This window comes from Citrobacter sp. S39, from assembly GCF_009495675.1.
In the GTDB taxonomy this organism is placed as follows: domain Bacteria; phylum Pseudomonadota; class Gammaproteobacteria; order Enterobacterales; family Enterobacteriaceae; genus Citrobacter; species Citrobacter freundii.
This window is the reverse complement of the sequence record NZ_CP045555.1, coordinates 23,355-38,094: the sequence shown is the minus strand read 5'-3', so window position 1 is coordinate 38,094 and position 14,740 is coordinate 23,355. Positions and strand designations below refer to the sequence as shown.

Sequence of the window (14,740 nt, the reverse complement as noted above, 5' to 3'; positions counted from 1 at the left end):
AAACATCACCCTTTATCGTTTGGATTGAGGGCCTCTGTCAACCGTTGATGCACTTCCTGCTGCAGCTCATTATTAAGGGCGCGCCGGTCGGCGGTGGCGATTATGAATAAATCTTCTACTCGCTCGCCAATGGTTGTAATTCGGGCGCCATGCAGCGAAATTCCCAGATCGGCAAAAATCTGCCCGACCCGCGCCAGCAGTCCAGGCTGGTCGAGAGCGATAAGCTCAAGAAATGATTTTCGGTCGGTGTGGGTCGGCAGGAAATTAACCTCGGTATCGACGGTAAAGTGGCGTAATTTTGCCGGCTGACGACGTGGTTGCGGTGGCTGCCAGCTGCGCTGCGTGATGGTCTGTTCCAGTCCAAAACGGATCGCTTCGTGTCTGTCTGAAGACAGCGGGCTGCCGTCCGGTTCCAGCACGATGAACGTATCCATCGCCATCCCATCGCGGGTAGTGAAAATCTGCGCATCGTGGACGCTTAGATTGCGCCTGTCCAGTTCGGCGCAGACGGCGGCAAACAGGTAAGGGCGATCGGGGCTCCAGATGAAAATTTCCGTTCCGCCGCGCGTGGCCTGCGGGCTGAGCAGGATTAGCGGCTTACTGAGATCGTGCTGCAGCAGATGACGCGCATGCCAGGCCAGTTGATTTGGGCTGTGGCGCACGAAATAGTTGGCGCGACAGCGCGACCAGATGTGGTGCAGGGCTTCTTCATCAATGTTGTCCATACGCAGTAGCGCCAGTGCCTGAAGCTGATGATGGCGAACGCGTTCGCGCATATCTGGCGTGTTTTGCATCCCTCGACGTAGCTGTTTTTCCGTCGCAAAGTACAGCTCGCGCAGCAGACTTTGCTTCCAGCTATTCCACAGCGTTTCGTTAGTAGCGCAAATATCCGCGACGGTCAGGCACACTAAAAAGCGCAGACGATGTTCCGTTTGTACTTCTTCAGCGAATTGCTTGATCACTTCCGGATCCTGAATATCACGGCGCTGAGCGGTCACCGACATCAGCAAATGCTGACGCACCAGCCAGACGATCAGCTGCGTTTCACGCGAGTTCAGACTGTGCAGCTCGGCGAATTTGAGCACGTCCTGGGCGCCGAGAACCGAGTGATCGCCGCCGCGACCTTTGGCGATATCGTGGAACAGCGCGGCAATCAGAATTAGCTCCGGCTGTCGCAAGCGCGGCCACAGATCCACGCACAGCGGATGGCGCGGACGGGTCTCTTCGTTAGCAAAACTCTCCAGCTTGAGCATCACACGGATAGTGTGCTCATCCACCGTATAGGCATGAAACAGGTCAAACTGCATTTGGCCGACAATGTGCGACCATTGCGGCATATAGGCCCACAAAACGCTGTGCCGATGCATCGGCAGCAGGCCGCGACTCACCGCGCCCGGATGGCGCAACATACTGAGAAACAGCGAACGCGCTTCCGGAATGTAGCAGAGTGGCTGGGTTAAATGACGGCGGGCATGACGCAAATGGCGCAGCGTGGTGGAGTAAATCCCGCTGATCGCGCTGTTACGTACCATGATGTAGAACATCCGCAATATCGCTTCGGGTTTACGGATAAACAGGTCGTCGTTGCGCAGATCGATCAATGTGCCGCGCAGTTGAAAGTCGTCATCAATCGGGCGCGGTTTTTCATCGGCTGGCAGGGCGAGGATCGCTTCGTCGAACAGTTGCAACAGCATATGGTTCAGTTCGCTGACCCGTCGCGTGACCCGGAAATAGTCTTTCATCATCCGCTCGATCGGCTCGTTGCCTTCGCCGCCGTAGTTTAGCCGTTGCGCCACGCTGAGTTGGCGGTCAAACAGCAGGCGGTTGTCGTAACGACTAACGACCAGATGCAGGGCGAAGCGAATCCGCCACAGGATATGCAAACATTCATTCAGTTCGGCGCGTTCTGCCAGCGTCAAAAAGCCGAAGCCGACCATTTCGTCCAGCGAGGTGGCGCCAAAATGGCGACGGGCCACCCATTGCAGAGTATGGATATCGCGCAGGCCGCCGGGACTGCTTTTGATATCCGGCTCCAGGTTGTAGCTGGTGCCGTGATAACGCTGGTGGCGCTGATTTTGCTCTTCCACTTTGGCGGCGTAAAATTTATCGGACGGCCAGAAACCTTCGCTAAAAATATGCTTTTGCAGCTCAAGAAATAACGCCACATCGCCGATAAGCAGGCGTGTTTCAATCAGGTTAGTGGCGACGGTTAAATCTGATAATCCTTCCAGCAGACACTCTTCCAGCGTACGCACGCTGTGCCCAACCTCCAGCCTCACGTCCCATAGCAGCGTTAACAGCTCACCGACTTTTTCTGCCTGCGAATCAGGTAGCTTTTTACGACTGAGGATCAGCAGGTCAATATCGGAGAGCGGATGCAGTTCGCCGCGCCCGTAGCCGCCAACGGCAACCAGCGCCAGGTCGGCAATTTGACCGAAACCGGCTTCAATCCACAGGCGCTGAAGCAACTGATCAATAAATTCGGTGCGGGCCTCAATGAGCTGTTCTGCGGAAATTCCACTGTCAAACGCTTCGCCTAACCAGCTCTGGAAGGTGTCGATATGCGCTTTAATACCGGTGCAGTTGAGGTCGTGCTGTGGCCATGTCCCTGGGTTTTGTGGCTGGCCAGGCAGGGTGGGGAGGGCAGTATTTGCGTGCTGTTCAGGAAGAGTATTCATTATGCGCCACCCATTAAAAAGCCGGATGATGGCGTGAACGCCTTACCCGGCCTACTAAGTAGTACAATTTGTAGGCCTGATAAGATGCGAATGTATCGCCATCAGGCAAAACATTATTCGCCGTGTGTGATGATCGCCGGGATGGTGTCATCCTTGCGTAACGTCAGAATCTCACAGCCGTTTTCCGTCACTACAATAGTATGCTCGTACTGTGCAGACAAGCTCCGGTCTTTGGTTTTCACCGTCCAGCCGTCTTTCATGGTGCGGATGCGGTAATCACCGGCATTCAGCATCGGTTCTACGGTGAACGTCATGCCCGGCTGCAGTACCACACCGCCGTCGTCTGCATCGTAGTGCAGAACCTGCGGCTCTTCATGGAAGCCGCGACCGATACCGTGACCGCAGTATTCACGAACGACAGAGAAACCTTCACCTTCCGCATATTTCTGAATTGCAGCGCCCAGCGTGCGCAGGCGAATGCCCGGTTTCACCATCCGCAGCGCCAGATACAGGCTTTCCTGCGTGACGCGGCACAGACGCTCGCCCAGAATAGTAGGTTTGCCGACGATAAACATTTTCGAGGTGTCGCCGTGGTACTCGTCTTTAATCACAGTCACATCGATGTTGACGATATCGCCGTCTTTCAGAAGTTTGGCGTCGTCCGGGATCCCGTGGCACACCACTTCATTAATAGAGATACACACGGACTTCGGATAGCCGTGGTAACCCAGGCAGGCGGAAATGGCCTGCTGCTCATTCACGATATAGTCATTACAGATACGATCCAGCTCGCCGGTGCTGACGCCCGGTTTAACAAACGGTTCGATCATTTCCAGTACATCAGCGGCCAGGCGGCCAGCGACGCGCATTTTTTCGATTTCTTCAGGGGTCTTGATTGAGATAGCCATGAATTCTGTCCATCAGTGCCGATGATATCGGCAATAATTGTTTAAGTGCTGCCAATGGTATCAGTCCCGCATACGTGCTGCCAAATTGAGAATCATTAACAGCACACAGTGCCAACAATTATTGGTGTCTATGGCGTATTTGTGGTATAAAGCGCGCCGGACTTCCGATCCATTCGAAGACTACACACGATGGACGGGAGCGAAAAATCTCACTTTGTGTAACAACACACACGTATCGGCACATATTCCGGGGTGCCCTTTGGGGTCGGTAATATGGGATGCGTGGAGGCTTAACCCCAACTTTTATATATAGAGGTTTTAATCATGGCAACTGTTTCCATGCGCGACATGCTCAAGGCTGGTGTTCACTTCGGTCACCAGACCCGTTACTGGAACCCGAAAATGAAGCCGTTCATCTTCGGTGCGCGTAACAAAGTTCACATCATCAACCTTGAGAAAACTGTACCGATGTTCAACGAAGCTCTGGCTGAACTGAACAAGATCTCTGCTCGTAAAGGTAAAATCCTTTTCGTTGGTACTAAACGCGCTGCAAGCGAAGCGGTGAAAGAAGCTGCTAACAGCTGCGACCAGTTCTTCGTGAACCATCGCTGGCTGGGCGGTATGCTGACTAACTGGAAAACCGTTCGTCAGTCCATCAAACGTCTGAAAGATCTGGAAACTCAGTCTCAGGACGGTACTTTCGAAAAGCTGACCAAGAAAGAAGCGCTGATGCGTACTCGTGAGCTTGAGAAACTGGAAAACAGCCTGGGCGGTATCAAAGACATGGGCGGTCTGCCGGACGCTCTGTTCGTAATCGATGCTGACCACGAGCACATTGCTATCAAAGAAGCAAACAACCTGGGTATCCCAGTATTTGCAATCGTTGATACCAACTCTGATCCGGACGGTGTTGACTTCGTTATCCCGGGTAACGACGACGCAATCCGTGCTGTGACCCTGTACCTGGGCGCTGTAGCTACTACCGTTCGTGAAGGCCGTTCTCAGGATCTGGCTTCCCAGGCGGAAGAAAGCTTCGTAGAAGCTGAATAATAAGGCACGCTCGTTAGAGCCCTTATAGACCAGGTAGTATCACGTTTGGTTAGGGGGCCTGTATATGGCCCCCTTTTTCACTTTTAAATCTGTGCGGTTTCATGCCGGGCAGATCAAATCTTCCGAGGATTTTAGAATGGCTGAAATTACCGCATCCCTGGTAAAAGAGCTGCGTGAGCGTACTGGCGCAGGCATGATGGATTGCAAAAAAGCACTGACTGAAGCTAATGGCGACATCGAGCTGGCAATCGAAAACATGCGTAAGTCCGGTGCAATCAAAGCGGCGAAAAAAGCAGGCAACGTTGCTGCTGACGGCGTAATCAAAACCAAAATCGACGGCAACATCGCTTTCATTCTGGAAGTTAACTGCCAGACTGACTTCGTTGCTAAAGATGCTGGTTTCCAGGCATTTGCTGACAAAGTACTGGACGCTGCCGTTGCTGGCAAAATCACTGACGTTGAAGTTCTGAAAGCACAGTTCGAAGAAGAACGTGTTGCTCTGGTTGCTAAAATCGGTGAGAACATCAACATCCGTCGCGTTGCTTCCCTGGAAGGCGAAGTTCTGGGTAACTACCAGCATGGTGCTCGTATCGGTGTTCTGGTTGCTGCAACTGGCGCTGACGAAGAACTGGTTAAACAGCTGGCAATGCACGTTGCTGCAAGCAAACCAGAATTCGTTAAGCCGGAAGACGTTTCCGCTGAAGTGGTAGAAAAAGAATACCAGGTTCAGCTGGACATCGCTATGCAGTCTGGCAAGCCGAAAGAAATCGCAGAGAAAATGGTTGAAGGCCGCATGAAGAAATTCACCGGCGAAGTTTCTCTGACCGGTCAGCCTTTCGTCATGGAACCGAGCAAATCTGTTGGTCAGCTGCTGAAAGAGCATAACGCTGACGTAACAGGCTTCATCCGCTTTGAAGTGGGTGAAGGCATCGAGAAAGTTGAGACTGACTTTGCAGCAGAAGTTGCTGCGATGTCCAAGCAGTCTTAATTTTGAAAGGAGCCGCCTGAGGGCGGCTTCTTTTTGTGTCTGGCTTGTAAATTCAGCGAACCGCTATAGTGGTCCTGCTGAAAAGCGACATACAATGTCGCTGGAATTAACTCATCTCATTCGTTGACAGTCTCAGGAAAGAAACATGGCTACCAATGCAAAACCCGTCTACAAACGTATTCTGCTTAAGTTAAGTGGCGAAGCTCTGCAAGGTTCGGAAGGCTTCGGTATTGATGCAAGCATCCTTGACCGCATGGCTCAGGAAATCAAAGAGCTGGTTGAGCTGGGTATTCAGGTTGGCGTAGTGATTGGTGGTGGTAACCTGTTCCGTGGCGCTGGTCTGGCGAAAGCAGGGATGAACCGCGTTGTGGGCGACCACATGGGCATGTTAGCCACCGTAATGAACGGTCTGGCGATGCGCGATGCGCTTCACCGCGCCTATGTGAACGCTCGCTTGATGTCCGCAATTCCTCTGAACGGCGTGTGTGATAACTACAGTTGGGCTGAAGCTATCAGCCTGCTGCGTAACAACCGCGTTGTTATTTTGTCTGCGGGTACCGGCAATCCGTTCTTCACCACCGATTCAGCAGCCTGCCTGCGTGGTATTGAAATTGAAGCGGATGTGGTACTGAAAGCTACCAAAGTCGATGGCGTATTTACTGCCGACCCGGCTAAAGATCCGACGGCGACCATGTACGAACAGTTGACCTACACTGAAGTACTGGATAAAGAGCTGAAAGTCATGGATCTGGCTGCGTTCACGCTGGCTCGTGACCACAAATTACCGATTCGTGTCTTTAACATGAACAAACCAGGTGCACTGCGCCGTGTTGTTATGGGTGAAAAAGAAGGCACGTTAATCACGGAATAATTCCCGTTGCGGCTAAATGCAGGTAATATTCCGCTTTAATGTCGCGGGATACGTCCCTCAAAATTAATCAAGACTATACTTGTCACATCTTGCGCGGCGGGTATGGTCTGACTGAAACAAGCTTTCAAGGATTCGTAACGTGATCAACGATATCAGAAAAGATGCTGAAGTACGCATGGACAAATGCGTCGAAGCGTTCAAAAACCAAATCAGCAAAATTCGCACGGGTCGTGCTTCTCCTAGCCTGCTGGATGGTATTGTCGTGGAATATTACGGCACACCGACTCCGCTGCGCCAACTGGCAAGCGTAACGGTTGAAGATTCCCGTACCCTGAAAATCAACGTGTTTGACCGTTCTATGGGGCCAGCCGTTGAGAAAGCCATCATGGCTTCCGACCTCGGTCTGAATCCAAGCTCTGCGGGTTCCGACATCCGCGTTCCGCTGCCGCCGCTGACCGAAGAACGTCGTAAAGATCTGACCAAGATCGTGCGTGGCGAAGCTGAAGGCGCGCGTGTTGCGGTACGTAATGTACGCCGCGATGCAAACGACAAAGTGAAAGCGTTGTTGAAAGAAAAAGAGATCAGCGAAGATGACGATCGCCGTTCTCAGGACGACGTACAGAAACTGACTGACGCTGCAATCAAGAAAGTTGATGCGGCGCTGGCAGAGAAAGAAGCGGAACTGATGCAGTTCTGATTCGCCTGTACGCTAAAAACGCCGCTTAGAAGGCCTGAGAAGGCTGGATGGCGGCGTTTTGCTTTTTTCTGTCTATATACCTTAAAGGGTAAAATTCTTCTGGATGTCTCATGAAGCAATTAACCATCCTGGGATCAACCGGTTCCATTGGTTGCAGTACGCTGGATGTAGTACGCCATAACCCGGAAAAATTTCGTGTTACTGCGTTGGTGGCGGGTAAAAATGTCGCCCGCATGGTAGAGCAATGCCTGGAGTTTTCTCCTCGCTATGCGGTAATGGACGATGAAAAAAGCGCTGCGTTGGTAAAAGCAGCTCTGCTGGAGCAGGGCAGTCGCACTGAGGTCATGAGCGGTCAGCAGGCTGCCTGTGATATGGCTGCGCTGGATGATGTTGATCAGGTCATGGCGGCAATTGTCGGCGCAGCGGGCTTATTGCCAACGCTGGCGGCAATTCGTGCGAGCAAAAGTATTTTACTGGCGAACAAAGAGTCTCTGGTGACCTGCGGTCGTCTGTTTATGGACGACGTGAAACGTCACAAAGCGCAGCTTTTGCCGGTAGATAGCGAGCATAACGCGATTTTTCAGAGTTTACCGCAACCTATCCAACACAATCTGGGATACGCTGACCTTGAGCAAAACGGCGTCATGTCAGTTCTGCTTACCGGGTCTGGTGGCCCATTCCGTGAAACGCCATTGCGCGATCTGGTCTCTATGACCCCCGATCAGGCATGTCGTCATCCGAATTGGTCGATGGGACGAAAAATCTCTGTCGATTCCGCCACCATGATGAACAAAGGTCTGGAATACATTGAAGCGCGTTGGCTATTTAATGCCAGTGCAAGCCAGATGGAAGTGCTGATTCACCCGCAGTCGGTTATTCATTCGATGGTCCGTTATCAGGATGGTAGTGTTCTGGCGCAGTTGGGTGAACCGGACATGCGTACACCTATTGCCCATACCATGGCATGGCCAGAACGAGTGACGTCCGGTGTTAAGCCTGTCGATTTTTGCAAACTCAGTGCGCTGACGTTTTCTGCACCTGATTACCAGCGTTATCCGTGCCTGAAACTGGCGATGGACGCGTTTGAGCAAGGGCAGGCGGCGACGACCGCACTTAATGCTGCGAATGAAATTACCGTTGCCGCGTTTCTGGCGCAGCAGATCCGATTTACCGATATTGCTGACCTGAATATATCCGTGCTGGATAAGATGGATTTGCAGGAGCCGCAGAGCGTTGATGACGTGCTGAAGGTTGATGCCATCGCGCGGGACGTCGCCAGAAAAGAAGTGATGCGACTCTCAAGCTGATGATAATCCCTCTACGGAGAATCGTGCTATTTGTTAGCGTTGGGCTTCAGTGATATAGTCTGCGCCACCCGATCGCGGGTATTTGCTTTTTTTCGGTCGGGTAAGCCGTGGTTTGACACGGCTTTTTTGTGGATGGGCTTCAGTATTCCTGAGTACCGTAAATCCTTTCAGGGACTAATAACGCGTTATGTTGTCTGCAACTAAACCATTAAGCGAAAATTTGCCAGCACATGGTTGTCGCCATGTCGCAATTATCATGGATGGCAATGGCCGCTGGGCGAAAAAGCAAGGGAAGATTCGCGCCTTTGGGCATAAGGCCGGAGCAAAATCCGTCCGCCGGGCTGTCTCTTTTGCTGCCAATAACGGTATTGATGCGTTAACGCTGTATGCCTTTAGCAGTGAGAACTGGAACCGACCTGCGCAGGAAGTGAGCGCGTTAATGGAACTGTTTGTGTGGGCACTTGATAGTGAAGTGAAAAACCTGCACCGCCATAACGTACGTCTGCGTATTATCGGGGATATCAGTCGATTTAACTCTCGTTTGCAAGAACGGATTCGCAAATCAGAAGCGATTACTGCCCAGAATACCGGGTTGACGCTGAATATTGCAGCGAATTACGGTGGACGGTGGGATATAGTCCAGGGGGTCAGGCAATTGGCACAACAGGTGCAGGATGGTCTGCTGCGTCCAGAGCAAATCGATGAAGAGATGCTTGGGCAGCAAATTTGTATGCATGAACTGGCTCCTGTGGATTTAGTGATAAGGACTGGGGGAGAGCATCGAATTAGTAATTTTCTGTTGTGGCAAATTGCCTATGCCGAACTTTACTTTACGGATGTTCTCTGGCCCGATTTCGATGAACAAGACTTTGAAGGTGCGCTGCATGCCTTTGCTAATCGTGAGCGTCGTTTCGGCGGCACCGAGCCCGGTGATGAAAAAGCCTGATGGGGGTCGCTTTTGCTGAAGTATCGCCTGATTTCTGCTTTTGTTTTAATACCCGTTGTCATCGCGGCGCTGTTTTTGCTGCCGCCGGTGGGGTTCGCCATTGTCACGCTGGTCGTTTGTATGCTGGCCGCCTGGGAATGGGGACAGTTAAGCGGTTTTACCACGCGTACACAGCGAGTCTGGCTGGCGGTTTTGTGCGGGCTATTGCTGGCGCTAATGCTGTTCTTACTGCCGGAATACCATCGCAATATTCATCAGCCGCTGGTTGAAGTATCGCTGTGGGCGTCGCTGGGCTGGTGGGTCGTGGCGCTGTTGCTGGTATTGTTTTATCCCGGCTCTGCGTCGGTCTGGCGTAATTCCAAAACATTACGCATAATTTTCGGCGTGTTAACCATTGTTCCGTTCTTTTGGGGAATGCTGGCGCTACGTGCATGGCACTATGATGAGAATCATTATAGTGGCGCGCTATGGCTGCTGTATGTCATGATCCTCGTTTGGGGAGCGGACTCTGGTGCGTATATGTTTGGTAAGCTGTTTGGCAAACATAAGCTGGCACCGAAGGTTTCTCCTGGTAAAACCTGGCAGGGTTTTATTGGCGGACTCGCCACTGCGGCCGTGATCTCATGGGGTTATGGCATGTGGGCGAATCTTGAAGTTGCGCCTGTCACCTTGCTCATTTGCTCCATCGTTGCAGCCCTGGCCTCCGTGCTGGGTGACCTGACCGAGAGTATGTTTAAGCGTGAAGCAGGTATTAAGGATAGTGGTCACTTAATTCCAGGACACGGTGGTATTCTGGACCGTATTGATAGCCTGACGGCTGCGGTACCGGTCTTTGCCTGCCTGTTGTTACTGGTATTCAGGACGCTCTAACGGATGGTCTTATGCTGAGTATTCTCTGGAATCTGGCTGCATTCATTGTCGCACTTGGTGTGCTTATCACCGTGCATGAATTTGGTCATTTCTGGGTTGCGCGGCGCTGCGGAGTCCGCGTCGAACGCTTTTCCATTGGTTTTGGAAAAGCGCTTTGGCGGCGTACCGATAAATTAGGTACGGAATACGTTATCGCCCTGATTCCCCTCGGCGGTTACGTCAAAATGCTGGATGAGCGCGCTGAACCAGTCGCACCGGAGCTGCGCCATTACGCTTTCAACAATAAAACGGTTGGACAACGCGCAGCCATCATCGCCGCAGGTCCGATTGCAAACTTCCTTTTTGCTATTTTCGCTTACTGGCTGGTGTTTATCATCGGTGTCCCTGGCGTTCGTCCGGTTGTTGGTGAAATAACACCCAACTCGATTGCCGCGCAGGCGCAAATTCAGCCGGGTACGGAACTAAAAGCGGTTGATGGTATCGAAACCCCTGATTGGGATGCCGTGAGATTGCAACTGGTAGCCAAAATTGGCGATGAGCATACGACTCTCAGCGTAGCGCAGTTTGGCAGTAACCAGCGTCAGGACAAAACGCTGGATTTACGTCAGTGGGCATTTGAGCCAGACAAAGAGGATCCCGTCTCCAGTTTAGGGATTCGTCCGCGCGGTCCGCAGATTGAACCGGTGCTGTCAGAAGTGCAGGTTAACTCCGCTGCAAGTAAGGCAGGTTTGCAAGCAGGCGACAGGATCGTTAAAGTCAATGGTCAGCCGCTGACGCAATGGATGACGTTTGTGACGCTGGTGCGCGATAATCCGGATAAGCCGTTAGCGCTAGATATTGAAAGACAAGGAAGTTCCTTGTCTTTAACGTTAACCCCAGATTCAAAACAGGTTAACGGGAAGGCAGAAGGTTTTGCGGGCGTGGTGCCTAAAGTTATTCCTCTGCCTGATGAGTATAAGACTGTACGCCAGTATGGGCCATTCAGCGCCATCCTCGAAGCCTCGGATAAAACGTGGCAGTTGATGAAGCTGACGGTCAGTATGCTGGGAAAATTGATTACCGGTGATGTAAAACTGAACAACCTCAGTGGGCCGATTTCTATCGCCCAGGGGGCTGGGATGTCAGCGGAGTTCGGGGTTATTTATTACCTGATGTTCCTTGCGCTTATCAGCGTGAACTTAGGGATAATCAACCTGTTTCCGTTGCCCGTTCTTGACGGGGGGCATCTGCTGTTCCTGGCGATTGAAAAGCTGAAGGGCGGTCCGGTATCCGAGCGGGTTCAAGACTTTAGTTATCGCATTGGCTCTATCTTGCTGGTGTTGTTAATGGGGCTTGCACTTTTCAATGATTTCTCTCGGTTGTAAGAGAGTGTTAGGAAGAACGCATAATAACGATGGCGATGAAAAAGTTGCTCATAGCGTCGCTGCTGTTTAGCAGCGCCACCGTATACGGTGCTGAAGGGTTCGTAGTGAAGGACATTCATTTCGAAGGCCTACAGCGAGTCGCCGTTGGTGCGGCTCTCCTCAGTATGCCGGTGCGCACAGGCGACACGGTTAATGATGAAGACATCAGTAATACCATTCGTGCTCTGTTCGCCACCGGTAACTTTGAGGATGTCCGCGTCCTGCGCGATGGTGATACCCTTCTGGTTCAGGTAAAAGAGCGTCCGACGATTGCCAGCATCACTTTCTCCGGTAATAAATCGGTGAAAGATGACATGCTCAAGCAAAACCTCGAGGCGTCTGGCGTGCGTGTTGGCGAGTCTCTGGATCGCACCACGCTTGCCGATATCGAAAAAGGCCTGGAAGATTTCTACTATAGCGTCGGTAAGTACAGCGCCAGTGTGAAAGCGGTGGTGACGCCGTTGCCGCGTAACCGCGTTGACCTCAAGCTGGTCTTCCAGGAAGGTGTTTCGGCGAAGATCCAACAGATCAATATCGTCGGCAACCATGCCTTCACGACTGACGAACTTATCTCTCACTTCCAGTTGCGTGATGAAGTACCGTGGTGGAACGTGGTGGGCGATCGCAAATACCAGAAACAGAAACTGGCGGGCGACCTTGAAACCCTGCGCAGTTACTATCTGGATCGCGGTTATGCTCGCTTCAATATCGATTCTACTCAGGTCAGCCTGACGCCGGATAAAAAAGGTATCTACATCACCGTTAACATCACAGAAGGCGAGCAGTACAAGCTTTCTGGTGTTCAGGTGAGCGGTAACCTGGCCGGGCACTCCGCCGAAATTGAGACCCTGACGAAGATCGAGCCAGGTGAACTCTATAACGGCACCAAAGTGACCAAAATGGAAGATGATATCAAGAAGCTCCTGGGTCGCTATGGCTATGCCTATCCGCGCGTACAGTCGCAGCCTGAAATCAACGACGCTGACAAAACCGTTAAATTACGCGTAAACGTGGATGCGGGTAACCGTTTCTATGTGCGTAAGATTCGTTTTGAAGGTAACGACACCTCTAAAGATTCCGTTCTGCGTCGCGAAATGCGTCAGATGGAAGGTGCATGGTTGGGCAGCGATCTGGTCGACCAGGGTAAAGAGCGTCTGAACCGTCTGGGTTACTTTGAAACAGTTGATACCGATACTCAGCGTGTTCCGGGCAGACCGGATCAGGTTGATGTAGTCTACAAGGTCAAAGAGCGTAACACCGGTAGCTTTAACTTCGGCGTCGGTTACGGTACCGAGAGCGGCGTGAGCTTCCAGGCTGGCGTTCAGCAAGATAACTGGTTAGGTACCGGTTATTCTGTTGGCATCAACGGCACCAAAAACGACTACCAGACCTATACTGAGTTGTCTGTGACTAACCCGTACTTCACCGTTGATGGTGTGAGCTTGGGTGGCCGTGTCTTCTATAACGACTTTGAAGCGAATGATGCGGATCTGTCCGACTATACCAACAAAAGTTATGGTACAGACGTAACGCTTGGCTTCCCGGTAAACGAATACAACACGTTGCGTGCCGGCCTGGGTTATGTACATAACAAACTGTCCAACATGCAGCCGCAGGTTGCGATGGATCGTTATCTTGAGTCAATGGGCGAGACCAATACCAACAGCTTTGCCGCTGATGACTTCACCTTTAACTACGGTTGGACGTACAACAAACTGGACCGTGGATATTTCCCAACGGACGGTACACGCGTCAACCTGAACGGTAAAGTGACCATTCCGGGTTCTGATAACGAATACTACAAAGTGTCGATGGATACCGCGACCTATGTGCCGATCGATGACGATCACAAGTGGGTGGTTTTAGGACGTACGAAGGTAGGCTATGGCGACGGCATTGGCAGCAAAGAAATGCCGTTCTATGAGAACTTCTATGCAGGTGGTTCCAGCACCGTGCGTGGCTTCCAGTCGAATACTATCGGTCCAAAAGCAGTCTACAAAAACGGTGCTTACGCCAGTGGTTCTGATAATAGTGACTACGAAGAGTGTTCCAACGCAGACGGTAAGGACTGTAAATCGGATGACGCAGTGGGCGGTAACGCCATGGCTGTCGCCAGCCTGGAGTTTATTACCCCAACGCCGTTCATTAGCGACAAGTATGCCAACTCGGTTCGTACCTCGTTCTTCTGGGATATGGGTACCGTTTGGGATACTAACTGGCAGGATAGCGCTCAAACACGTGCTATAGGTGTGCCGGACTACAGTGATCCAAGTAATATCCGTATGTCAGCGGGTATCGCTTTACAATGGATGTCCCCATTGGGGCCGTTGGTTTTCTCCTACGCCCAGCCGTTCAAGAAGTACGATGGAGACAAAGCGGAACAGTTCCAGTTTAACATTGGTAAAACCTGGTAATTGTTCTTCGCAAAGGAATGTAGTGGTAGTGTAGCGATGACTTTAGGCGATCTTGCATGGGATCGCCTGGCCACGCAAAGAACTGCACCTTCGGGTGCAAATGGGATGGTAAGGAGTTAATTGTGAAAAAGTGGTTATTAGCTGCAGGTCTCGGTTTAGCGATGGCAACGTCCGCACAAGCGGCTGACAAAATTGCAATCGTCAACATGGGTAGCCTGTTCCAACAGGTTGCACAGAAGACAGGCGTTTCTGCTACGCTGGAAAACGAGTTCAAAGGCCGTGCCAGCGAACTGCAGCGTATGGAATCCGATCTGCAATCTAAGATGCAGCGTCTGCAATCAATGAAAGCAGGTAGCGATCGTACCAAGCTGGAAAAAGACGTTATGGCTCAGCGCCAGACTTTCTCTCAGAAAGCTCAGGCTTTTGAGCAGGATCGTGCGCGTCGCTCCAACGAAGAACGTGGCAAACTGGTTACTCGTATCCAGACTGCTGTGAAATCTGTTGCCAGCAGCCAGAGCATCGATCTGGTCGTTGACGCAAACACCGTTGCATACAACAGCAGCGATGTAAAAGACATCACCGCTGACGTACTGAAACAGGTTAAATAA

At 51.7% G+C, this 14,740-nt stretch carries 12 protein-coding genes; 10 read left to right on the top strand and 2 right to left on the bottom strand.

All coding sequences use genetic code 11. The features are described 5' to 3' along the window. Positions 1–5: 5 nt before the first annotated feature. The gene (gene glnD, locus GFB57_RS00175; protein WP_003018557.1) at positions 6–2,678 is read right to left on the bottom strand and encodes a bifunctional uridylyltransferase/uridylyl-removing protein GlnD; all 2,673 of its coding nucleotides are present in this window, start codon (positions 2,676–2,678) and stop codon (positions 6–8) included. 113 nt (positions 2,679–2,791) lie between these two features. Further along, on the bottom strand, positions 2,792–3,586 hold the full coding sequence (gene map, locus GFB57_RS00170) for a type I methionyl aminopeptidase (protein WP_003018555.1): 795 nt from the start codon (positions 3,584–3,586) through the stop codon (positions 2,792–2,794). A 324-nt stretch (positions 3,587–3,910) separates the two neighbouring features. Between map and rpsB the strand changes: the two genes are divergently transcribed. From rpsB to skp, 10 genes are all read left to right on the top strand, one after another. Continuing rightward, on the top strand, positions 3,911–4,636 hold the full coding sequence (gene rpsB / locus GFB57_RS00165) for a 30S ribosomal protein S2 (protein WP_003018553.1): 726 nt from the start codon (positions 3,911–3,913) through the stop codon (positions 4,634–4,636). A 136-nt stretch (positions 4,637–4,772) separates the two neighbouring features. Then, on the top strand, positions 4,773–5,624 hold the full coding sequence (gene tsf, locus GFB57_RS00160; RefSeq protein WP_003018551.1) for a translation elongation factor Ts: 852 nt from the start codon (positions 4,773–4,775) through the stop codon (positions 5,622–5,624). Positions 5,625–5,769: 145 nt separating this feature from the next. Further along, complete coding sequence (pyrH, locus tag GFB57_RS00155) at positions 5,770–6,495, top strand: UMP kinase (RefSeq protein ID WP_003018549.1); 726 nt, start codon at positions 5,770–5,772, stop codon at positions 6,493–6,495. A gap of 139 nt (positions 6,496–6,634) precedes the next feature. Then, on the top strand, positions 6,635–7,192 hold the full coding sequence (frr, locus tag GFB57_RS00150) for a ribosome recycling factor (protein WP_003018547.1): 558 nt from the start codon (positions 6,635–6,637) through the stop codon (positions 7,190–7,192). 110 nt (positions 7,193–7,302) lie between these two features. Then, entirely contained in the window at positions 7,303–8,499 is a 1,197-nt protein-coding gene (gene ispC / locus GFB57_RS00145; RefSeq protein WP_003018545.1) for a 1-deoxy-D-xylulose-5-phosphate reductoisomerase, read from the top strand. 187 nt (positions 8,500–8,686) lie between these two features. After that, positions 8,687–9,445 (top strand): (2E,6E)-farnesyl-diphosphate-specific ditrans,polycis-undecaprenyl-diphosphate synthase, encoded by a 759-nt coding sequence (gene ispU, locus GFB57_RS00140; RefSeq protein ID WP_003018543.1) that lies wholly within the window; start codon positions 8,687–8,689, stop codon positions 9,443–9,445. Positions 9,446–9,457: 12 nt separating this feature from the next. Then, positions 9,458–10,315: a phosphatidate cytidylyltransferase gene (cdsA, locus tag GFB57_RS00135; RefSeq protein WP_003018541.1), complete on the top strand. Its 858-nt coding sequence runs from the start codon at positions 9,458–9,460 to the stop codon at positions 10,313–10,315. Between the two features lie 11 nt (positions 10,316–10,326). Then, on the top strand, positions 10,327–11,679 hold the full coding sequence (rseP, locus tag GFB57_RS00130; protein ID WP_003018539.1) for a sigma E protease regulator RseP: 1,353 nt from the start codon (positions 10,327–10,329) through the stop codon (positions 11,677–11,679). 29 nt (positions 11,680–11,708) lie between these two features. After that, complete coding sequence (gene bamA / locus GFB57_RS00125) at positions 11,709–14,132, top strand: outer membrane protein assembly factor BamA (protein ID WP_003018536.1); 2,424 nt, start codon at positions 11,709–11,711, stop codon at positions 14,130–14,132. Between the two features lie 122 nt (positions 14,133–14,254). Continuing rightward, a complete protein-coding gene (gene skp, locus GFB57_RS00120; RefSeq protein WP_003018533.1) occupies positions 14,255–14,740 on the top strand; it encodes a molecular chaperone Skp in 486 nt (161 codons plus the stop codon).